Origin of the sequence: Vibrio campbellii CAIM 519 = NBRC 15631 = ATCC 25920 (assembly GCF_002163755.1) — a bacterium.
In the GTDB taxonomy this organism is placed as follows: Bacteria; Pseudomonadota; Gammaproteobacteria; order Enterobacterales; family Vibrionaceae; genus Vibrio; species Vibrio campbellii.
This window is the reverse complement of record NZ_CP015863.1, coordinates 195,065-217,894: the sequence shown is the minus strand read 5'-3', so window position 1 is coordinate 217,894 and position 22,830 is coordinate 195,065. Positions and strand designations below refer to the sequence as shown.

21 protein-coding genes are annotated in these 22,830 nt (G+C 45.8%); 6 read left to right on the top strand and 15 right to left on the bottom strand.

Annotated elements, in window-relative coordinates:
- Nucleotides 1-23 precede the first annotated feature (23 nt).
- The 4 genes from A8140_RS01110 to A8140_RS01090 form a co-directional block, all read right to left on the bottom strand.
- The gene (locus A8140_RS01110) at nt 24-512 is read right to left on the bottom strand and encodes a DUF2489 domain-containing protein (RefSeq protein WP_005430018.1); all 489 of its coding nucleotides are present in this window, start codon (nt 510-512) and stop codon (nt 24-26) included.
- A 7-nt stretch (nt 513-519) separates the two neighbouring features.
- Nucleotides 520-1,062, bottom strand: a complete 543-nt coding sequence (gene yihI / locus A8140_RS01105) for a Der GTPase-activating protein YihI (protein ID WP_005529035.1) — start codon at nt 1,060-1,062, stop codon at nt 520-522.
- On the bottom strand, nt 1,062-1,700 hold the full coding sequence (locus A8140_RS01100; protein WP_005529034.1) for a class I SAM-dependent methyltransferase: 639 nt from the start codon (nt 1,698-1,700) through the stop codon (nt 1,062-1,064). The genes yihI and A8140_RS01100 overlap by 1 nt, the downstream gene beginning before the upstream one ends.
- A gap of 774 nt (nt 1,701-2,474) precedes the next feature.
- The gene (locus tag A8140_RS01090; protein ID WP_005529032.1) at nt 2,475-3,092 is read right to left on the bottom strand and encodes a c-type cytochrome; all 618 of its coding nucleotides are present in this window, start codon (nt 3,090-3,092) and stop codon (nt 2,475-2,477) included.
- A gap of 159 nt (nt 3,093-3,251) precedes the next feature.
- Here A8140_RS01090 and yihA point away from each other — a divergent pair, with 159 nt between their 5' ends.
- Nucleotides 3,252-3,911, top strand: a complete 660-nt coding sequence (gene yihA / locus A8140_RS01085; protein WP_005429993.1) for a ribosome biogenesis GTP-binding protein YihA/YsxC — start codon at nt 3,252-3,254, stop codon at nt 3,909-3,911.
- A gap of 515 nt (nt 3,912-4,426) precedes the next feature.
- Here the strand turns inward: yihA and spfP are convergent.
- The 4 genes from spfP to hemB form a co-directional block, all read right to left on the bottom strand.
- Nucleotides 4,427-4,474 (bottom strand): small protein SpfP, encoded by a 48-nt coding sequence (spfP, locus tag A8140_RS26095; protein WP_438356636.1) that lies wholly within the window; start codon nt 4,472-4,474, stop codon nt 4,427-4,429.
- 193 nt (nt 4,475-4,667) lie between these two features.
- A complete protein-coding gene (polA, locus tag A8140_RS01075; RefSeq protein ID WP_005529031.1) occupies nt 4,668-7,460 on the bottom strand; it encodes a DNA polymerase I in 2,793 nt (930 codons plus the stop codon).
- A gap of 620 nt (nt 7,461-8,080) precedes the next feature.
- Nucleotides 8,081-8,515 (bottom strand): GNAT family N-acetyltransferase, encoded by a 435-nt coding sequence (locus tag A8140_RS01065; protein WP_005529027.1) that lies wholly within the window; start codon nt 8,513-8,515, stop codon nt 8,081-8,083.
- 125 nt (nt 8,516-8,640) lie between these two features.
- The gene (hemB, locus tag A8140_RS01060) at nt 8,641-9,702 is read right to left on the bottom strand and encodes a porphobilinogen synthase (protein ID WP_005529022.1); all 1,062 of its coding nucleotides are present in this window, start codon (nt 9,700-9,702) and stop codon (nt 8,641-8,643) included.
- 186 nt (nt 9,703-9,888) lie between these two features.
- Between hemB and A8140_RS01050 the strand changes: the two genes are divergently transcribed.
- The gene (locus A8140_RS01050) at nt 9,889-10,653 is read left to right on the top strand and encodes a TatD family hydrolase (RefSeq protein ID WP_005529021.1); all 765 of its coding nucleotides are present in this window, start codon (nt 9,889-9,891) and stop codon (nt 10,651-10,653) included.
- Between the two features lie 584 nt (nt 10,654-11,237).
- On the opposite strand, the gene tatC is transcribed toward A8140_RS01050, so the two are convergent.
- The 7 genes from tatC to rmuC form a co-directional block, all read right to left on the bottom strand.
- On the bottom strand, nt 11,238-11,987 hold the full coding sequence (tatC, locus tag A8140_RS01035; RefSeq protein ID WP_005429982.1) for a twin-arginine translocase subunit TatC: 750 nt from the start codon (nt 11,985-11,987) through the stop codon (nt 11,238-11,240).
- A 68-nt stretch (nt 11,988-12,055) separates the two neighbouring features.
- A complete protein-coding gene (gene tatB, locus A8140_RS01030) occupies nt 12,056-12,454 on the bottom strand; it encodes a Sec-independent protein translocase protein TatB (protein ID WP_005529020.1) in 399 nt (132 codons plus the stop codon).
- A 3-nt stretch (nt 12,455-12,457) separates the two neighbouring features.
- The gene (tatA, locus tag A8140_RS01025) at nt 12,458-12,706 is read right to left on the bottom strand and encodes a Sec-independent protein translocase subunit TatA (RefSeq protein ID WP_005429959.1); all 249 of its coding nucleotides are present in this window, start codon (nt 12,704-12,706) and stop codon (nt 12,458-12,460) included.
- Between the two features lie 48 nt (nt 12,707-12,754).
- Entirely contained in the window at nt 12,755-14,389 is a 1,635-nt protein-coding gene (ubiB, locus tag A8140_RS01020) for a ubiquinone biosynthesis regulatory protein kinase UbiB (protein WP_005529019.1), read from the bottom strand.
- Entirely contained in the window at nt 14,386-15,021 is a 636-nt protein-coding gene (locus A8140_RS01015) for a ubiquinone biosynthesis accessory factor UbiJ (RefSeq protein ID WP_005448553.1), read from the bottom strand. The genes ubiB and A8140_RS01015 overlap by 4 nt, the downstream gene beginning before the upstream one ends.
- Before the next feature lie 11 nt (nt 15,022-15,032).
- Nucleotides 15,033-15,812, bottom strand: a complete 780-nt coding sequence (ubiE, locus tag A8140_RS01010; protein WP_005529008.1) for a bifunctional demethylmenaquinone methyltransferase/2-methoxy-6-polyprenyl-1,4-benzoquinol methylase UbiE — start codon at nt 15,810-15,812, stop codon at nt 15,033-15,035.
- A 78-nt stretch (nt 15,813-15,890) separates the two neighbouring features.
- Nucleotides 15,891-17,423, bottom strand: a complete 1,533-nt coding sequence (rmuC, locus tag A8140_RS01005; protein ID WP_005529006.1) for a DNA recombination protein RmuC — start codon at nt 17,421-17,423, stop codon at nt 15,891-15,893.
- Nucleotides 17,424-17,592: 169 nt separating this feature from the next.
- On the opposite strand from rmuC, the gene A8140_RS01000 reads away from it, so the two are divergent.
- The 4 genes from A8140_RS01000 (at nt 17,593) to A8140_RS00985 (ending at nt 22,830) form a co-directional block, all read left to right on the top strand.
- Nucleotides 17,593-18,501, top strand: a complete 909-nt coding sequence (locus tag A8140_RS01000) for a DMT family transporter (RefSeq protein ID WP_005529004.1) — start codon at nt 17,593-17,595, stop codon at nt 18,499-18,501.
- A gap of 196 nt (nt 18,502-18,697) precedes the next feature.
- Nucleotides 18,698-21,145 (top strand): EAL domain-containing protein, encoded by a 2,448-nt coding sequence (locus A8140_RS00995; RefSeq protein WP_005528991.1) that lies wholly within the window; start codon nt 18,698-18,700, stop codon nt 21,143-21,145.
- Between the two features lie 165 nt (nt 21,146-21,310).
- On the top strand, nt 21,311-22,108 hold the full coding sequence (locus A8140_RS00990; protein WP_005430041.1) for a substrate-binding domain-containing protein: 798 nt from the start codon (nt 21,311-21,313) through the stop codon (nt 22,106-22,108).
- Between the two features lie 14 nt (nt 22,109-22,122).
- A complete protein-coding gene (locus A8140_RS00985; RefSeq protein ID WP_005528989.1) occupies nt 22,123-22,830 on the top strand; it encodes a hypothetical protein in 708 nt (235 codons plus the stop codon).

Below are 22,830 nucleotides of genomic sequence, written 5' to 3'. Positions count from 1 at the left end.
AAGGAAACCATTAGAGGCAGCAATTAGATCATCTGAATATTGATTTGGTTATTCAGTGGCTTAACGTTTTTTTGCAACACTTTGAGCTCTTCGATGATCGCGTCCGTTAAGCGCTGTTCTGCTTTATGACGCGTCAGGTTCTGCTGCATACGTTCTTTCTTGGCAAGCTGCTGACGATCTTCGCCACGCGCCATATCTTTCACGACATGGTAAAGCTCTGAAATCGCAGGATATGTGGCGTCAAAATCAACACGGTCTTCACCTTGAACATAGTCCATGATGTTGTAAACACGAATACTGATTTCCGACAAATCACACTGGCCTTGGATGCCCGCCTGACACAAGGTATGCACGTTCTCAAAAATGTTGGCGTTACGCTTATCGATCGCCAATTTTTGATGCTTCAGCTGCAATTCCTTTTGCTTTTTCAATTGAAGCAGAAGGTAACCTGCATAAGAAGCCAGCGCGATAATGATCACTGCACCCGCAATCGCTAATAAGGTTACGTTCATGAATTACTTATCCTTTGTAGTCGTCGAAGTTGATATCGTCGAAGTCTGCTAACAGATCATCGTCGTTACGAGAACCTTTCACCGCTGGTGCAGTGAAGTCTTCGTCTTCTTCCGGCTCTAGTAGACCCAGTTGATCCATCAGCTTCTCGATGCGATCTAGCTTCTCGTCTACGTATTTTTGTAGACCAGTGCCTAGATTCTCACCCGCTTCGATGCGATCCAACAACACGTTCAATTGCGCATCGTTCTCTAGCATCTCCAGCTCTTGCTCTGCAGATAGACGACGCTCTTGTTTAGTTTGCTTCTTCACCGGTTCAACAATCAGAGGGATTTTCTTTTTGCTGCCTAGGCGAGGATCGCGTTTCTGTGCTGCTGCTTGTCTCTTCTGCTCTTCAGCATCAGAGTTGCGGCTACCAGTCTTCAAGCCTTTGCGCTTTTTCGCACGCTTGCGTAGACGACCTTCTACATCTGACTCTGTACGGTTACGAGTGACGACAAACTCAGGTGCGCCAGAGGCACCCGGCTTTCTTGATTTCTTTTTACGGCTCATTACTGGGTCTTCCTCAGTAAAATTACATCATTACCAATAAATTCGAGTTCGAGCTTATCCCGCTCTGCTAGGAACTGGAACGTGTCACGGCTAAAGAACACCACATGCGTAGGATCGTTCTTATAATGCCATGTCCGAAAGGCTTCTACGTCGATGACCATTTTCGTCATCAGGCCTATCCAGCCACCTGGCTTAACTAAATTCAACCATTGCTTCCACACCAAATCTGGGTGGTAGAGGTGTTCGATCACCTCTGTTGCTGTCATGAAGTCATACTGCTTTTCTAACACACAAGTATCTGGGTGATAGTAAAGATCGTACAACGCCATGTTGTGCCCCGCTTCTTCTAACATTAAGGAAAGCGTTGGGCCCGGACCACAACCAAAGTCGATTCCGTTCGATTGTGGTGAAATTCGCTCTGAGATTGGATCAGCAATTCTCGCCAAAAAGCGGCGATATCCCATATCTTCAGGATTGTTCTCATGCAGATCATAGTGAGCTTTTTCAGTTTCCGCATCCAAACGTTGATCTGGATTGACGAATACCAAACTGCACTGCTCACACTGAAGATAGTCGCGTTGCTTGTCTTCAAAAAAGTGGTGAGTGCGCTGATTCTGGCATAAAGGACAGGTGTGCATGCTGACTTCCTCAAACAGGGATGCGAAACATACCAGAAAGTGGACTCAGATTGGAGTGTTACTGGATACTTTTTCAGCAGTTTTTATTAAAAAAACTTTGATTAGGAAAAATAGATATAAAAAAAGCGACAGTGAGACTGCCGCTTTCTGAATGCCACCATTAGTGGCGAAACTGTGTTGCACTCATTTGGTGCACCAAGAATCCTTTTGTTTTTCGAGCTTTCCTTGCCAAAAAGTGTTGTTCTTCATCTTCCTGATGAGTTTTGGCTATCCGTTTACTTCCTGTCTACTGAGCTACTTCCTGAGCTTGATCCGTTTCACTGTCTTAACCGTTAGACGAGACGACCATCCATATCTGATAGGCTCCTTGCCTATCTAAGTCCCTTTTCCTACTACCAAACGTCCTTCGTTTGCATCCTTGGAGACCTCATATCCATGGTCTAAATTCCTGTGATTCACTCCCTGTGAACAATGTCTACTTTACGGATTGGATAAAAACCAACAAGTCATTGAAAGCAATTATTGATACGAATTTTTCTAGGAAAATAAATAGCCATTTCTATCAATAACTTAAAACGAAGAGAGAGAAATAGTATCGAACAAGTATGGCAAATATCTCACAAAGCCCCGAGCGAACTATCTCTTTACCTTGAATAACCATGTGTGACTGAGATCACTAACGCACCGGACATTAGCCAATGCAACACCAACAAAAATGCCCCAGCGAGAATGCTAGGGCATATTTGTATAACTGTGCTCGAACTTTGTAGGGGTTTAGTGCAGACCGCCAACGTATTTCGACAGAACTTCGATGTCTTCGTCTGTCATTTTCTTCGCGATGTCACGCATCATGGCATTCATATCGTTACCACGGTTACCATCACGGAACTTCTCTAGCTGAGCTTTGATGTAGTCAGAGTGCTGACCAGAAATTTTAGGGAAACCTGAAAGCTCAGTGCCGTTACCACGAGGGCCGTGACATGCGATACATGCGGTTAGACCACGTCCTGCATCACCAGCGGTGTACAGTACTTTACCTTTCTCAACAACTTCTTCTGGTGTTGAGCTCTCTGAGATTGGTAGAGAGGCGTAGTATGCAGATAGATCAGCGATGTCTTCATCGCTCAGTGGCATTGCCATACCACTCATTACAGGGTCGTAACGACCTTGCTTACCACCACTAGTCATTCCTAGTTTCAGGTCTTTTAACTGCTTCTCAAGATACTTAGCGTGTTGGCCTGCAAGTTTCGGGTACATTGCGATTGCACTGTTACCGTCCGCTCCGTGACAGGCGACACAAGTTTGTGATTTTGCTTTACCAGCTTCAATATTACCTTGGGCCCATACTGAGCAACTGGCTAAAAGACTCAAAATTAGCGCTAATTTCTTCATGACATTCCATTATAATTATCAAGCTTCCAGTACCACGGAATGTGAACATACCGCGTACACTCATGGTACAATAGGCGACCTTATGCCGAGCACGGTTATTTTACACAATTTCACAAAAAAGTAATCAATCGACTACACAAAGTCGAGATGGAGTTAACAGTGAGCGTAAAAATTCATTACCAAAACACGCATTTCATCACCAGCGCACCCGATATTCGTCACTTACCTGAGGACGAAGGTGTCGAAATTGCGTTTGCAGGACGCTCAAACGCTGGTAAATCGAGTGCACTTAACCGTCTTACTAACCAAAAAAGCTTAGCGAAGACATCAAAGACACCCGGTCGTACTCAATTGATCAACCTTTTCAAAGTGGAAGAAGGTTGTCACATTGTCGATTTGCCAGGATACGGCTTCGCTCAAGTACCGGTTGAGATGAAGAACAAATGGCAAAAATCATTAGGTGAATACCTACAGAAACGCGAGTGCCTAAAAGGCTTGGTGGTTCTGATGGATATCCGTCACCCAATGAAAGACCTCGATCAGCAAATGATTTTCTGGGCAATCGACAGCCGCATCCCTGTTCAAGTTCTTCTGACTAAAGCAGACAAACTGAAAAGCGGTGCTCGCAAACAAACGTTGCTAAAAATTCGCAAACAAGTGGAAACGTTTGGTGGTGACGTATCGGTAGATGTTTTCTCTTCACTGAAAGGTCTAGGTGTCGATCAGCTTCGTGCCAAACTGGACACTTGGTTTGCACCAGCATTTGCACACTTGATTGAAGAAGACGAGCAAGACGTTCCAGAGAACGGCGAAGAATAATTAACAAAATTTGTTAAAATTTTTCGACACAGCCCTGCCTTTTGGTGGGGCTTTTGTTTATCCGCTATCGAAAAACGTGAATTTCAGGCAATAAAAATCCCCACCTTCCTGGCAGGGATAACGGGAGAGAAAAATTGGTAATTATTGTTATGTGGCGAAGCATTACTGAACTGAGATTCGATTTCAATAGGTTAAAAAGCAATCTTACATCCTGCCTCATACCAAACATTTCCTCTCAAACCATCCAATAACTTTAATATTCAGATAGTTAAGTTAAAAAAAGTATCAGAAGTACGTAACTTAGTTTCTTTCAAGAAAAAATAATAGTGTGACTGGCGTAAATTTACAGCATGAATAACGCAATAAATTTGAAGGAAAACTTGTGATTTTGCAGTGACTTAGAGAGGTCAAAAGAGAAGTTTTTTGAGGATTTAGTTTAACTTATTGATCAAAAAGAAAATTTTCTTTCGCCCAATAAAAAACGCCCCAGTCAAAAACTGACTGGGGCGGCTGAATCAGCCTAATCCAATAACGTGAAACAAAAGGTCTGAAAGATAGAACATCTTACCTCTGTACCCTACGAGAGATAATGTACAACAATTGGTCAGATATGCAAAGAACTTTTGTAGTTTTTTTTCATGAAAGTTTTATTAAGTAACATTAAATCTCAGATCGGATTTGCTTTTTTAATGGCACAAAAAAGCCAGCGTTTGTGCGCTGGCTCATATTAAATCGGCTAAATTGGCTTAAAAATGACTAGTGTGCTTGATCCCAGTTGTCACCGTGACCCGCTTCTGCCACTAGAGGCACTTTCAGCTCTGCTGCAGATTCCATCAAATTCTGTACTTTACTTTCAATTTCGGACAAAGACGACTCTTCAACTTCAAACACCAGTTCATCGTGTACTTGCATCAGAAGTTTCACTCGACCATTGCCTTCTTCTTGAATCCACTGATCAACTAACAGCATCGCTTTCTTGATGATGTCCGCAGCGGTGCCTTGCATCGGCGCGTTGATCGCTGCACGCTCTGCCGCCTTACGACGCATGCCGTTGCGAGATTGAATTTCAGGAAGGTGCAAGCGACGACCAAAGATTGTCTCGACGAAACCTTGCTCTGAAGCCGCACTGCGCGTGTCTTCCATGTACTGCATTACGCCTGGGTAGCGCTCGAAATACTTGTCCATGTATGCTTGTGCCTCACCACGAGGAATGCCCAGTTGCTTCGCCAAACCAAACGCACTCATGCCGTAGATAAGACCGAAGTTAACCGCTTTCGCACGGCGACGTTGCTCACTTGAAACGTCTTCAATAGAAACGCCCATGATTTCTGCTGCGGTTGCCGCGTGGATATCTTTACCGTCACGGAACGCATCAAGCAGTGCTTGGTCACCTGATAGGTGCGCCATAATACGCAATTCAATCTGAGAGTAGTCGACTGCCAGAATCTTGTAACCCGTAGGGGCAACGAATGCCTGACGAATACGACGACCTTCTTCATTACGAATTGGGATGTTCTGCAAGTTAGGATCGGTGGATGATAGACGACCCGTTGCGGTCACCGCTTGGTGGTAAGAAGTATGCACACGACCCGTCGATGGGTTGATCATCTTCGGCAACTTATCGGTGTAAGTTGATTTTAGCTTCGCCAGACCACGGTATTCCAAAATCAGTTTTGGTAGTGGGTAATCCAGAGCCAGTTCTTGCAGCACTTCTTCATTAGTAGAAGGCGTGCCTGATGGCGTCTTCTTGATGACTGGTAGACCCATTTTTTCAAACAGAAGCGCTTGCAGTTGCTTCGGTGAGTTCATGTTGAACTCTTGCTCAGCAATCTCGTAAGCCTTTTGCTCAAGCTCATCCAGGCGTGCAGCAATTTCTACAGATTGCGCACTAAGCTTCATGTCATCAATCAACACACCAGTACGCTCTATGCGAGACAGCACGGGCACGAGTGGCATTTCGATTTCTTCGTATACGGCTTTGAGCTTTTCATCTTGTTCGATGTTAGCAAACAAACGGTTATGCAGACGAAGTGTCACGTCTGCATCTTCCGCAGCATATGGTGAAGCTTCATCCAGATCGATTTGGTTGAAGGTCAGCTGGTTCTTACCTTTACCTGCAATTTGCTCGAATGAAATGCAGCTGTGCTGTAGGAAGCGCAGTGCCAAGCTGTCCATATCGTGCTTGCCACCTACACTGTTGTAGACGTAAGACGCCAACATAGTGTCGTGCTTGATGCCTTTCATCTCAATGCCATAGCGAGCCAACACAGATGCATCGTATTTTAGGTTTTGACCAACTTTCGCCTGAGCCTCATTTTCAAGAATCGGCTTTAGCTGTGCCAGTACCCAATCACGATCCAGCTGCTGCGGCGCATCTAGGTAGTCGTGGGCCACTGGTACATAAGCAGCAATGCCTTCGTCAGTTGCAAATGACAAACCAACCAAGTTTGCCACCATGTAATCTAGGCTGTCAGTTTCGGTATCAAACGCGAATAACTCCGATGCTTTTAGTTTGTCTAACCAAGCATTGAATGAAGCTTCATCTAGGATGGTTTCGTATTGGCTACGGTCTATTTTTACCGCTGAAGTATCCATATCAGTTTTAGATGCAGCAGAGCCACCACGCGCTGCGCCGGTTGATTCATCCGCTTCAACCACACCTGTACCGCCTTCTAATAGCTCGTTCAACCAAGACTTGAACGTCAACTGACCGTACAGTTTGATCAGCTCATCGGTACTTGGTTCTGCTTTTAGCAATGATTCTGGCGTCTCTTCCAGTTCCACATCCAGCTTGATGGTCGCAAGCTCGTAAGACAGCATTGCGTTGTCTTTGTTATCGACTAGCTTCTTCGCCATGGTTTTTGAACCACGGAAGCCAAGCGCTGCAATATCATCGAGGTTTTCATACAGCTTTGTCAGACCGCCAATACCTTGTAGCAGGGCAGTTGCGGTTTTATCACCCACGCCCGGAACGCCAGGAATGTTATCGACTTTATCGCCCATCAACGCTAGGTAGTCGATGATCAGTTCTGGTGGGATACCAAACTTCTCAACGACACCTTCACGATCCATCACGACGTTGGTCATGGTGTTGATCAAGGTAACGTTGTCATCCACCAACTGCGCCATATCTTTATCGCCAGTACTAATCAAAACAGGCATGCCTTGCTGCGATGCTTGATAAGCCAGAGTACCAATCACATCATCGGCTTCTACACCTGGAATACAGATCAATGGCAGACCCATAGCACGAATAACGTTATGCAGAGGTTCAATCTGGCAACGAAGATCGTCCGGCATTGGTGGACGATTCGCTTTGTATTCCGGGTACATATCGTCACGGAAGGTTTTACCCTTCGCATCGAAAACTACTGCGATACGATCAGAAGCAAACTGACGCATCATGCTGCGTAACATGTTTACTACACCGTAAACTGCGTTAGTTGGAATTTCACCGTTACTCATCGTGCCTGGGTAAGCGTGAAAAGCGCGATATAGATAAGAAGAGCCGTCGATCAGAATCAACGGATTTTCAGGAATACTTGCCATAATTGTCTGTATCCAAATCAGTACTTAATAGATCTGCTTAGAATGCCATGACTGCTAAGCTGAATCTATCTTGTTCGCTCGATCGAGGTCGCGGAAATTTTCCGATATTATTCACGAAACTTGCACTCTCTTGTGGATAACTCTGTTTATAGAAATTATCCACTGGTTATCCAACGGAAATAAAACCAACAAAACACAGCAATAAACACTTGTTTTTATTAAAAATAAATACCAACAGGCGAAAAGATCAACGATCCTAAAATGATCATGTCATGTGGAAAAGTTGCCAATAGAGGCGTCAATTAGAAATCTCAGAAAAGAAAAAAGCGACCCAATTGGGTCGCCTAGCAGAAGTGGTGAAGCTATTTCCATTTGTATGGCAGCTTAACCAAGAAGCTATAAATTACACTGGAAGCAATGTGAGCAATGTCGTGTCAAAAAGAATTCGTGCAAGTTCTGGGAAAATTGTTTCATCACCTTCTCAACACTCAGTTAATAAACTGCAGTTAATTAGCAAATCAACGTCCTTGTGAACTTTCCTCATTCCCTAAGACAGGTTTAATAATAATGATTCTCATTTGACAGTCAACAACTAAATGAGAAAAAATCTCATTTATTTTTTATAGCGCTTTAATGAAGTGGACTCGAGACTCACGCAAATTCGAATTTTCTTCAATTTTTTCAATAATATAGTCATTTCTTAGCAATAGACGAAGCATGGCAGGAAATTGGTTGCGCGATTTTACTTTTAACGTTTTATAACCCTGCTCAGCGACCCAGTCTTCTTGTGCTTCCAACAACATCTGCGCCACACCTTCATTGCGCGCTTCTGGGGCCACGCCACCAAACCAACTGTAGAAGGTGTAATTATCTAATTCGTAGCCAATTTTAAAACCAAGGATCGTCCCAGCTTTCTCAGCCACTAAGATTAGGCTCTTTTTCTCTCCAAGGCGCTCCGCCATAGATTCAACCGTTTCACCACGAGCAAACTCAGTGACACGAGCCACCACTTGGATCGCTTCTTCCAGCGTGCCTTCACGAATCAGCATTGTCATTGTCTCACTCTCCAGAAATAAATATACCCAAGTAACTTCAAGCCGTTTGTATTCCGTCTTGAGGGTACTTGGGTATATTCAGACCGACAACAATTGTCGGTCTGGCTTTTCTCATTGAGCGATAATTACTCGTCTGCCGCTTCTTGCGCTTTCACTAAGTGCTCTGCAGTTTGTGCGTTTTCTTCCGCTAGCCATTCTGCTACATCTTTCGCGAAGTAAGTCAGGATGCCATCAGCACCTGCGCGCTTGAAGCAAAGAAGCGATTCCATCACAGTCTCACGCTCTTTCAACCAACCATTCATTATGGCCGCTTTGTGCATCGCGTATTCACCAGAAACTTGGTAAGCGAAGGTTGGAACTTGAAGCTCAGTCTTCACTCGGCGAACCACATCAAGGTAAGGCATGCCTGGCTTAACCATCACCATGTCTGCGCCTTCATTGATGTCGAGAGCCACTTCATGTAGCGCTTCATCCGTGTTCGCAGGATCCATTTGGTAGTTTTTCTTGTTGCCGCCTTTTAGGTTCGCTGATGAACCAACTGCGTCACGGAATGGACCGTAGTAGTTTGATGCGTACTTCGCAGAGTAAGCCATGATCTGAGTATGGATGTGACCCGCTTCTTCTAGTGCTTCACGGATTTTACCAATACGACCATCCATCATGTCTGATGGTGCCACCACATCTGCACCCGCTTCTGCATGAGACAGCGCTTGTTTTACAAGTACTTCAGTTGTCTCATCATTCATTACATAGCCATCTTCATCGATGATGCCATCTTGGCCATGTGTAGTGAATGGGTCGAGTGCCACATCTGTGATCACGCCGATTTGAGGCACGTGCTCTTTTAATGCACGTACTGCGCGCTGAACCAAACCTTCTGGGTTGTAAGCTTCAGCAGCACATGAACTTTTAGCGTCTTGGTTTACGACAGGGAAAAGCGCGATTGCTGGTACGCCTAAGTTTGCTAGGTATTGTGCTTCTTCTAGCATTAAATCAATCGACAAACGTTCTACACTCGGCATCGATTCAACACTTTCACGACGATCTTTGCCCATCAGGATGAACATTGGGTAAATCAAATCGTTTACTGAAACTTGGTTTTCAGCCATCAGACGACGACTAAAATCGTGCTTACGCATACGACGCATACGGCGTGCAGGGAATGGACCTTGAATTGATACAGACACCACTTTCTCCTTGTCTGGAAGGTTACGATGATCAAATCATCTGGTGGCAAAATCATATCACTCTTGATGCACCTTGCGAGCAGCAATATGGAAAAACGGCATGAAAAAAACCGAAAATGACCCAGCACTCACACTCAAGTATACTTCTCACTAATTCCATGCACCGATAACCCATAGAGACTAACCATGATCGATACTCACGCTCATATTTACGCTAGCGAATTTGATAACGACCGCGACGAGGTGGTGAAGCGCGCTTTAGAACAAGGCATTGATAAAATTCTGCTGCCGAACATCGATCTTGAATCTATTGAGCCGATGCTAAAAACCGAGGCAGCTTATCCTGAGATTTGTCGTTCTATGATGGGTTTGCATCCATGTTACGTAGATGGCAATGTCGAGCAAACACTAGCAATCATTCGTGGCTGGTTTGAAAAGCACAACTTCATTGCAGTGGGTGAAATCGGTATCGATCTTTACTGGGATAAAACCTTCCGAGCAGAACAAGAGATGGCGTTTGTGACTCAGTTAAACTGGGCAAAAGAGATGAATTTACCTGTCGTTATCCACACACGTGACTCAATTGAAGAAACGCTGACCTTACTTCGTCAAGAACAAGATGGCAGCTTGCGTGGTGTATTCCACTGTTTTGGTGGCAGCGTAGAAGAAGCGCAAGCGATCAATGAGCTTGGGTTCCACTTAGGTCTGGGTGGTGTCTCTACGTTTAAAAATGGCGGTATGGATAAGGTTATCCCGCATCTGGACATGAATTGGGTGATTCTAGAAACAGACTGTCCTTACCTTGCACCGGTACCGCATCGTGGTAAACGCAACGAGCCGGCTTACACTTCTCTGGTGGCAGCGCGCGTGGCGGAACTGCGTGGGGAAAGCCTTGAAGTGATTGATACTCTAACGACCAAAAATGCTGAGGCATTGTTTAACCTGAGCTAATACCCGCACTTATATAAGTTAAAATCAAACAACTTCTTATATTTCATGGCATTATATTTGAAAGTATAAATAATGTGCTATTGAGATGTAACTCCTGTCCTTCTTAAAATATTGCCCACACATTCGACAAGGTGGGCAATCGATGAATACTTGCCAGCATGGTATTTACCTAAAACATCAAAAGCACACGCTACTGCAAAGACTGATCGGCATTAAAGAGATCTACATTTGCACTAAATGTGGATACATCCGCAAAATTACATAGTCTTGGTATGGATAATTTAGTGCTACAAACCAATCATTTCATAATCATACAATCTCATACTCAACTATATAGTTAGTCCTATTGAGTTATGCATTGTTTTACATAAAATACCAGCCGGCTTATAAAATAAGAAAGATAGGATTAGCAATGTGTAATCACGGAGTGTATTTACAACGTCAACAGCGCAGTTGGTTTCAAAAATTGATTGGAATTAAAGAAGTATATGTCTGTTCTCAATGCGGGCACATCAGACGAATCAGGTGATGATTGAAGTTAAAAAAGCGGCTGTGCGCCGCTTTTTTAATATTGATGTTTGGAGTTACTCTTCCACTTCTTCTTGTTCGTCGTCTTTACGTGTGTAGAAACGTGCGAAGAACAAGCCTACCTCAAACAGCAAACACATAGGGATTGCTAAAAGGGTTTGCGAGATCATATCCGGCGGCGTCAATAGCATACCGACAATAAACGCACACACGATGATGTATGGACGCTTCTCTTTCAAGTCTTGTGGTGTGGTTGCGCCAGTCCAACATAGCAAGATTATCGCCACAGGTACTTCAAACGCGATACCAAACGCCATAAACAGCGCCAGTACAAAGTCGAGGTAACTCGAGATGTCGGTTGCGAACTCCACCCCACCAAGAGAGATGGCGGTAAAGAAGCCAAACACCAGTGGGAATACCACGAAGTAAGCAAACGCCACACCGCAGTAGAACAGCAGTGAGCTAGAGAACAGTAATGGCATGATCAATCGACGTTCATGCTTGTATAAGCCCGGTGCAACAAATGCCCACACTTGGTACAAGATAAACGGCACCGCAATAAACACCGAAGCAATCAAGGTTAGCTTCAAAGGCGTGAAAAACGGTGAAGCCACATCGGTTGCAATCATCGTAGCACCTTCAGGTAGACGCTCTACCAAAGGCGCTGAGACAAACTCATAGATGTGGTTAGAGAAGTAAATTAGTCCAACAAACACCACCAATACTGCAGCAATGGCTTTAAGCAGTCGGTTGCGAAGTTCTAATAAATGACTAATTAAAGGTTGTGTCTGCTCGACGGTAGACATGGCAAACCTCTTTTTTAAAACCTGATCAAAAAGGAGCTACCAATCACTAGTAGCTCCTCCTAATGAGACTATTCGGCTTTCTTATCTGCCGCTGTAACCTTAATCTCTTCCGCTTTCTCAACGGTTTCAGTCGCTGGTGCCTCTTGTTTAGACTCCGCTTCTGATTTGGTTGGCTCCGCGTAAGGGCGGTTTACAGATTGCGCCGCTTTTTTCAATTCTTCGACCGAAGATTTCAGCTCAGGAGACAGATCATCCATCCCCATTTGCTCAGCTTTGCGCAAGTTTTCTTGCAGTTCTTGAACTTTCAGCTCGTGTGACAACTCGTCTTTGACGCTGTTTGCCATACTCTTCGCTGCACCGACAAAACGAGAGACACTGCGGATGGCATGTGGCAAACGCTCGGGACCAAGAACAACCAGACCAACAACAGATATTAATACCAGTTCCCAAAAACCGATATCAAACACGTTTTACGCCTGCTCTTTGTCTTTTTTCGATTCAGGAGCTGCTTCTTTCTTTTGCTGCTCTTCTAGACTTTTTGGCTCGAAGTCTGCGTCTTTGTCGTCTTTCTTCGCAGGCTCATCTTCGCTCATTGCTTTTTTGAAGCCCTTAACGGCACCACCCAGATCGCCACCGATACCGCGTAGTTTCTTAGTTCCGAATAGCAATACAACAATTACAGCAATGATTAGAAGTTGCCAAACACTGATACCACCCATTCTTTTTACCTCGGGTCTTTAAACAAAATTATTTCAAGAGTTTAACGTCTATCGACGATAAGCTCGCCAACTAAGCAGCCAAAATGTGACCCCTGCGATACCGCTAGCAATCGATAGCTGCTCATAAGCGTTATCCACCAATATTGCCGAGCATACGACTAAAGTGGCTCCAACGCCAAATAAAAACTTTCCTGTCGCCTGCTGACGCTTGCTGTGACGGTAACCTTGATAAAGCTGATCCATGCGTTGATTCATGGCTTTACTTTGTCTCAGGCTATCGTAAAGCAGCTCCGGCAGTTCCGGTAACTTTTCTGCCCAAAACGGCGCGCGGTCTTTAATGGCATTCACTAAAGCTTGCGGACCAACTTGGTTCATCATCCATTCTTCAAGGAAAGGCTTAGCGGTCTCCCACAAATCAAGTTGCGGGTACAACTGGCGGCCCAGACCTTCGACGTACAACAGCGTTTTTTGTAGCAATACAAGCTGCGGCTGCACTTCCATATTGAATCGACGCGCTGTGTTGAACAGGTTCAACAATACGTGACCGAAAGAGATCTCACAAAGTGGCTTGGCAAAGATTGGCTCACACACAATGCGAATCGCAAATTCAAATTCATCGACATTGGTATCAGCTGGTACCCAGCCCGAATCAACGTGCAATTCCGCTACGCGGCGGTAGTCACGATTGAAGAAAGCGAGGAAGTTTTCCGCCAGATAGCGTTTGTCTTCCGTATTAAGTGCCCCAACGATCCCGCAATCCAGCCCAATCCACATCGGGTTCTCTGGATGCTCCGGCTTAACGAATACGTTACCCGGGTGCATGTCTGCATGGAAAAAGCTGTCTCGGAACACCTGAGTGAAGAACACACTCACGCCGCGTTCCGCGAGCAATTTCATATTGGTGCCATTCGCTTCCAAGCCTTCAATATCAGAGACTTGGATGCCATATATTCGCTCAGAAACCATGACAGTTTCATTACTAAAGTCAGGAAAAACTTCTGGTACGTAAAGCTCTTCGCTGCCTTCGAAGTTGCGACGCAGTTGAATCGCGTTCGCCGCTTCACGACGTAAATCGAGTTCATCAAGTAAGGTTTTTTCGTACTCGCGAACCACTTCGACGGGTTTTAAACGACGTGCTTCAGGCATCGCTCCGGCGACTATACGCGCCATTCGGTGCATCAGTCTTAGATCTGAATCAATGACCGGACGAATATCTGGACGGATGACCTTTAATACAACTTCTTGGTTAGTGTCTTTTAATCGCGCTGTATGCACTTGGGCAATCGACGCGGACGCTAACGGTTTAATATCAAATTCAGTAAACCAGTTTTGCAACGGACCGCCCAGAGCGAGTTCCATTTGTTCTTTTGCTAACTGCCCATCAAATGGTGCAACTTGGTCTTGCAAAAGCGCAAGAGGATCAGCGATATGCGGAGGGAAAAGATCGCGACGAGTCGACATCATCTGACCGAACTTAATCCAAACCGGACCAAGTTCTTGCAGAGCGAGACGAAGACGTTCACCCAGCGGTTTCTCTGGGTGCTTGTTCTTAATCCAGAATAGGCTTTTGCGCATCAAAAGCGGCGCTTTAGTCAATTGATGATCAGGCAGCAACTCATCCAAGCCGTATTCCAGCTGAACTTTAATGATTTGGTATAAGCGTTTTATTTCTGCTGGCGTCATGAGTTCTCCAGCGCAGGCTTATCCGAGTCGAACTTGTTTAGTAGTGCGTTTAGGCGCGCTTCAACACGAGAAGCTTGACTGCGAACGTCATCCACTTGATCACAGAAGTGGGCGATTTCCAGCGGTGCTGGCGCCAGTTTCCACTCTTCTGTTACCACTTGAGCAAGATGACGTTGGTGTTTTTCTGCTTGAGAGGCAAAGAAACCACCGACGTTTTTTGTGCCTTGCACAAAGGTATGTGCCACGACATCACCTGTCACGCGAGACAACCATTCTTCGATATCAGGTTTGCAATCCACCATCAATTGAGAGAATTTCTGTGCCAATTGAATGTCACCTTCAAGCTCAAGTTTATCTTGCTTGATCAGGCGAGTGATGTTGGCTTGATCGCGCAACTCAGGCAACACGCTTAGATTCAGTGACAAATAACAGTCTGGCTGACCTTCGTAATTACCTAAAACATCGATTTGCTGGCTGAAGATGAACGTCAATGTCTTGTTGATTTCTTTGAGGTGAATTTGAATCACCTGACCTTTAAGACGTGACAAACGACGACCCAATTCAGGATCGTCTTTAATCAGCGTATTTAGCGTCGTTTCAATAACGGCAGTGATAAGAGGTTCAAATGGCATACCGCTTATCCTTAGAATTTGTAGCCGCGATGCAGCGCCACAATACCACCCGTTAGGTTATAGTATTTGGTGTTTTCGAAGCCCGCTTCTTTCATCATGTCTTCCAGCGTAGCTTGGTCTGGGTGCATGCGGATAGATTCTGCTAGGTAACGGTAGCTGTCTGCGTCATTTGCCACTAGCTCACCCATTTTCGGCAACAGGTGGAAAGAGTAAGCGTCGTACACTTTGGATAGTGGGTCTAGGATTGGTTTAGAGAACTCAAGCACCAACAGACGACCACCTGGCTTCAATACGCGGAACATAGAGCGCAGCGCTTTGTCTTTATCAGTTACGTTACGTAGACAGAAGCTAATCGTGATCACGTCAAAGTAATCATCTGGGAACGGCAGTTCTTCTGCGTTCGCTTGCACGTAATGCACGTTACCTACAATGCCGTTGTCGCGCAGTTTGTCACGGCCTACATTCAGCATTGAGTTGTTGATGTCCGCTAGAATCACGTGACCTTGGTCGCCAACAATGCGCGAGAATTTCGCCGTCAGGTCGCCAGTACCACCACCTAGGTCAAGAACACGTTGACCTGGACGAGCGCCACTGCAATCAATAGTGAATCGCTTCCAAAGGCGGTGAACGCCGCCGGACATCAAGTCATTCATGATGTCGTATTTCGCTGCCACTGAGTGAAAAACTTCGGCAACTTTGGTCACTTTTTCGTCTTTTGCCACTGTGGTAAAACCAAAGTGGGTAGTGTCGTTATCTAACGCTGTATTTGATTGCACACTTGTGTCCGTCATTCTGATTCCTCTTGGGCAGCACTTTCTCACTTCGGGGCGGTTGCTGACAAATATATTCGCCCACTGTACTGCGGGAGATTAGTTTACTTTATCCTCAGCCGGATGTCTTTCTACTAAAGAAGCATTTTCCGAAAATGACTCCGTCTGCGCCAACTGAGCAAGGTCAGGAGAAATAGGACGTTTTACCTCAACACCAAGTTGCTTAAAGCTCTCCGCCTGACGGATCACGTTGCCACGCCCTGTCGCCAACTTATTCATCGCACCTTGGTAAGTTTGGTTCGCTTTGTCTAATGCTCCGCCAAGCCCTTCCATATCGTCTACAAACAAGCGCAGTTTGTCGTACAACTTCGCCGCTCGTTCAGCGATCAATTGGGCGTTTTCGTTTTGGCGTTCGTTACGCCACAAGTTATCTATCGTACGTAGCGCCACCAGCAAAGTGGTAGGGCTGACCAAAATAATGTTTTGTTCCATCGCATCTTTAACCAAGCTCGGGGCAGCTTGAATTGCGACTTGGAATGCAGGCTCTACCGGAATAAACATCAACACGTAGTCTAAGCTCTGGATGCCTTTAAGCTGATGGTAATCTTTAAGGCTCAAGCCTTTGATATGCGCGCGCAGCGCGGCTAAGTGATCGCTCAGCGCCTGCTCACGTTGAATGTCGTTCTCTGCGTTGAAGTAGCGCTCGTACGCCACTAACGCCATTTTCGAATCGACCACCACTTGCTTGTTTTGCGGTAAGTGAACAATCACATCCGGTTGATAGCGTTTGCCGGCTTCGTTTTGCAAGCTCACCTGAGTTTGATACTCGTGCCCTTCACGTAAGCCAGATTCTGCCAAGACACGAGCCAGAACTACTTCACCCCAGTTGCCTTGCTGTTTGTTGTCACCTTTCAGCGCTTGAGTCAGATTGACCGCTTCTCGGGTCATGTGTTCATTCAAGCGTTGTAGGTTTTTAAGCTCGTGCACCAAGGTGTGACGCTCTTTGGCTTCTTGGCTGAAGCTGTCGTTAACTTGTTTTTTGAACCCTTCTAACTGCTCTTTCAGTGGAGACAGCAAACCTTCCAAACTCTGGCGGTTTTGCATGTCGACTTTGGCGGTTTTCTCTTCAAACAACTGATTCGCTAAGTGCTCAAATTGCTGCTTCAAACGCGTTTCTGCTTGCTCAAGAATTTGCAGTTTTTCCGCATTGGCTTGGTTGATTTGCTCGTGGCGCGCTTGCTGCTCACGAAGCTGAGTTTCAAGGCGCGATTTGTGTTCACGCATCTGCCCTAGCTCATCAAAATACTGCTGACGCTCTTGCTTCACAGCTTCGAAATAGCGCAGTTTTTCCATCGCCGCCATCAATTTACCATGAGTTTGGCGCACCTCGAATGCCGCTTTATCGCGTTCATCATCGAGCTCATCCAATTCCTGCTGCGCATCGGAGAGGTTTTGCTTCACCTGTTCAAGTTGTTGTTGATGAAGCTGTTTTTCAGAGGAGAGCTGTTGTTCGAGCAATTGAGTTTGTGTGGCAAAGCGCTGTTTGACCCACCAACCCACTGCAACACCGCTGATGGTCGCGGTAAAAAGGGAAGACAAAATGAGAGATTGATGCTCAAGAATCCATTGCATAATAGCGAGTTAGCCTGTGTTTTTTATCTCTAATAATGGTATTTACATACTGGATAAATGTCCAGTTTGTTGGATGAAAAATCCTCGCATACACTAGGCGCTCCGTACAACATTCTCACACTAGCTCAAACCAACAGCAATGAGCGGTACATCATCACACAGAGGCATCATGAACGAGCGTCGCGCCCTAGGATTTGGGCTATCAGCGGTATTACTTTGGTCAACAGTAGCGACCGCATTTAAATTGACTTTGGCGGAATTCACACCGATTCAGATGCTGACCATGGCGAGTATTGTCTCGGCCATCGCACTCATCATGGTATGTGGTGTACAGGGGAAGTTGAATCAGCTCAGCTCAACATTCCTTTCCAACCCTTGGTACTACTTACTACTTGGGCTAATTAACCCGCTAGCGTACTACTTTATTCTGTTTAAAGCCTACGACTTACTGCCAGCCTCTCAAGCGCAGGCAATCAACTACAGCTGGGCGATCACACTCACCTTAATGGCAGCGGTTTTCTTAGGTCAGAAGATCCGCAGCAAAGACTGGATTGCTTGTGGTTTTAGTTACTTGGGCGTTATCGTGATTGCCACCAAAGGCAATGTGTTGGGAATGGAGTTCGAAAGCCCACTTGGTGTCGGACTAGCGCTGCTTTCTACATTACTGTGGGCAAGTTACTGGATTCTCAACACCAAAAACAAAGCCGACCCTGTAGTAGGTGTACTATTGGGCTTTCTGGTGGCGATTCCCTTTGCGATTGGCTTAAGCATTTACGAAGGCGCAAATTGGAGCCAGATCACCGCGAAAGGTTGGGCGGCAGTGACCTATGTTGGTCTGTTTGAGATGGGCGTAACCTTCGTGTTATGGCTATCTGCACTGAAGTTAACCGAGAACACAGCGCGCATCAGCAATCTAATTTTTGCTTCACCATTCATCTCACTCATACTGCTTTCTACTATCATTGGCGAAGAGATTCACCCATCCACTTTGATTGGCTTGGTGCTGATCATCAGCGGCTTGGTCATTCAACAAGTGAAGTTTGGCAAGCAGCAAAAACAGGCAAACAACGCTCAGTAACATCGCCCGAAACCATTGCAAAAATGAGACGCGATTTATAAAAAAGAGAGCTAGCTAACAGTTTACCCGATTAATGAAGTGTTCCTTGCTTGGATTTGTCTGGGCTTTGGATACGATATAGCCAAAGCCCGATATTTACGTCTAGTCAGATGTTCAACATTCAAATCCAAGGGCGTTTCAGGATGCTTTATTAATTATGTTTCGCTTCGCTATCTCCCCTGCATTGATGACTGACTGGAAACAGGCTCTGCAGCAATGCTGTGATGCCACACAGGCGCACGGTCAGCTTTATACGTTCAGCTACACTCGCCAATGGCGTTTGAGTGAGGTAGCCACATCGCCGCTGCATGATCGTGAAGTTATCGCGATTCTCGATCCTGCCACCAAGCACTTTGCCTATCCTCAACTCGTTGTTGAACAAACGCCTTTTCGAAGCCAAACCTTGAGTTACTGCCCGGTATGGCTACCGAGTGGTGAGCAGTTTGCTGCGCTCGCCTTGGTTCATCCAACTGAGCAAAATACTGTTATTTCTGGTTGGTTAAGCGCGTTAGCGGGACGCATCGGCTTTGATGTTGCTCAGACTTATCATAAGGAGCAGAAGCGCCACGATGTTCAATTGCCAGAGTTACTGCCTTCACTGCAAGAGTTCATCGACTGCTTAGAAGATCACACGTGGATAAAAAGTACCGATGGTCGTTATGCGATGACTAACCGCAGCGTTGAAGACTCTTGGCAAATGACGGGCAGTGACATTGTTGGCAAGAATGACTTCGAGTTGTTTAGCAGTCGTCGAGCGAAGAAGTTCATTGATACCGACCAGTTGGTCATTGCTACTGGCAGCCAAAATACCGTCGAAGAATGCACTCTCATTGATGACAACAACAACCCAACCTGGTTGGAAACCATCAAATCGCCAATCCGCAGCCAAACTGGTGAGCTCGTCGGCATTTTAGGCATGACACGTAACGTCACTCGTCGAAAGATGGTGGAAACTCAGTTGTCATTGGCGTCGAAAATCTTCGATAACTCCCACGAAGGGATGGTGATCACCGACCGTAAAGCCAATATTCTCGATGTGAACAGCGCCTTCACCCACATCACTGGCTACACAGCCGAAGAAGTGATCGGTAAGAACCCCAACATCCTGCGCTCTGGGCACCATGACAGCAAATTTTATCAACAGTTGTGGCGTCAATTAGAAAGTAAGGGGCAATGGAAAGGCGAATTCATCAACCGTAAAAAAGATGGCAGCATTTACCCGCAGCTCGCCACCATCAGCGCGGTGATGGACGATAAAAACCATCTGATTAACTACATCTGTGTGTTCGAGGACATCTCGGTACGTAAAGCTCATGAAGAAAAACTGCAACGCATGGCCTTTTACGATCCATTGACCAACCTGCCTAACCGTACCCATTTGATCAGCTTGCTCGAACAGCACATCGAGAGTGGTCAGCAACATCAACACGCGTTTGCGACCCTGTTCCTCGATATCGACCACTTCAAACACATCAACGACAGTATGGGGCACTTCTGTGGCGACCAGCTCCTGACTAAGCTCGCTGAACGTCTGCAAGATGTGTTGCACTTACGCGCTCATGTAGCACGTATTGGTGGCGATGAGTTTGTGATTATATTGCCGAATATCGAATCAGATTCGCAGCTTATCGACACTATTGAGGACATACTCTGCCTGTTCAACCGTCCTTTTGAAGTCAGTAAGAACGAATCTTTACGTATCTCCACCAGCGTAGGCGTGGCACGTTATCCTCAAGACGGACAAGACAGCGAAACCTTGCTCAAGAATGCCGATACCGCCATGTACTTGGCGAAGAAAAACGGTCGTAACGGCTACGCATTCTACTCACCAGATTTGACCGATAAATCCGTATCTCACGTGCGTATGCAGTCTGCTCTGCATGAAGCGATTGAGAAAAACCAACTTCATTTAGCATACCAACCGCAATACAACTTAAGTGCCAACGAACTGGTTGGCGTAGAAGCCTTACTGCGTTGGCAGCATCCCGATCTTGGGATGATTTCTCCAGCGGACTTTATCCCGATTGCAGAGAAAACCGGCTTGATTCAAAGCATTGGTAAATGGGTCTTGGAGCAAGCTTGTTTGCAAGGTCGCACATGGCTGGATAACGGCATTGAATTTGGCAAGCTCGCGGTGAACGTATCGGCTCTTCAGCTACAGCAATCGGACTTCATCAGCAAACTTGGAGCTATTCTGAAACAAACCGAATTCCCGGCGCACCGCCTAGAGCTGGAAATCACCGAAAGCTTCCTACTGATCGATCCACAACAAGCCATCGCATCGCTGAATTTACTGCGCGAGATGGGCATTGAAATCTCTCTTGATGACTTTGGCACCGGTTACTCGTCACTGTCTTACCTCAAAGGTTTGCCAATCAACAAATTGAAGATCGACCGCTCTTTCGTAAGCGATGTTCCAAACAACACCGACAGCAATGCGATCGTGAATGCCATCATCGCTATGGGACAAACCCTTTCGTTAAAAGTGGTTGCTGAAGGCATCGAAACCGACGAGCAAGCCCAATACCTATTCGAGCGCGGCTGCATCTACGGACAAGGCTTCCGCTTTAGCGCCCCAGTTCGCGCGGAGAAGTTATTCAAATAGAACAGACCGAGCACTGACTCGGTCTTTCACTTTCTCTACAAATGGTTACTTCCCAGAACAACGCGCCCATTTTTAGTTATACAAAAATTTTTTACTTACCTGCATCCAATCGACCGTTTCTTTCGTCTCTTATCCGCTTGTTTACATTAATGGTTAGGAGAAAACATGAAATATCACATAATCGCGGCAGGATTGACCGCTCTGCTCACCAGTACTTCAACACTGGCGTCACCACTGCTCGACCCGAGCATTATCCATAAACCAAACGATGGTGAAATCAATGTCTATGGCCCAGGAGGCCCCGATACCGCTCTCCGTCATGCCGCAGAAGCTTTCAGTAAAAAAAGTAAGGTGACGGTAAACGTGATCGCTGGGCCTGAATCAAAGTGGACGAAAGATGCACAGAAAAATGCTGACTTAATCTTTGGATCCGCAGAACAATCCATGAGCGCTTTTGTTGAAACCTACCCCTTTATTACCGATCAAGATGTTGAGCCAGTGTACTTGCGCCGTGCAGTGATTGCGGTCCCAAAGGGGAACCCAAAAAATATCAACGGGATTAAAGACCTACTCGAAAAACCAGCGCGAATAGTCGTGACTGAAGGTCTAGGGGTTTACAACACTTCCGGTACAGGCGTTTGGGAAGATGTCGCAGGACGCACGGGTTCACTGGCTGACGTACAGAACTTTCGCAAAAAAATCATTGCTTACGCCAAAGGCAGCGGAGCAAGTTTCAAAGCTTTTCAACAACAAAAGGCTGATGCGTGGATCACTTGGATTCACTGGCCGCTCAACCATGCCGATAAAGTCGACTATGTAGAAATTGAGCCAGAAAGACGCATCTACCGAGATCTCACCCTAGCAAAGGCAAAAGGTGCAGATCCACAAACTCAAGCTTTCATTGATTTCGTTAACAGCAGTGAGGGAGAAACCTTTTTCACTCGCGAAGGTTGGACTCGTTAATAAGGAAAACGACTGTGAAAAAACTATTATTTTCGGCATTACTGGTCACCTCAACTAGTTTTGCTGCGCCAACAACAACTACGTCAGTTGGGGAGGTATACACCGATGCCTCAGGCAAATCACTTTATACCTTTATTAAAGATCCAGTTGGGAAATCTGTATGTACTGATCAATGTGAGAAGTTATGGCCGCCTGTTCTTGTAACCGCACAATCCAGCAAGCACTTCGGTACGCAAGCAGGCTTCAGCCAAATAACAAGAGAAGACGGCAACAAACAATGGGCTTTGAGCGGAAAACCACTTTATCGCTGGCTTAAAGACTCTCAGAAAGGAGAGATCACAGGTGCGGGCATCAAAGGCGTTTGGCCACTAGCCCGAGCGGATGATGTCACCATCAGACTGTTCAATGATGGTAAGCAACGTTATCTGGTCGATAGCCATAATAAGACTCTCTATACCTTTGATAAAGATAAGCCCAACCAATCCGTTTGCTACGATGATTGCGCCTCTAAGTGGCCACCTGCTCTTGTGGATACAGAGATAACTCAAAAGGGGATAGAAAATCTAAAGCTGACGGGAGGATTTGGTGTGACTCAGCGCAACGACCACTCATATCAATGGACATATCACAACAAACCGCTTTATCGTTGGATAAAAGACCAAAAGCCCGGCGACACTAGCGGCAATGGCGTAAAACAAGTCTGGCACATTGTAGAACAATAA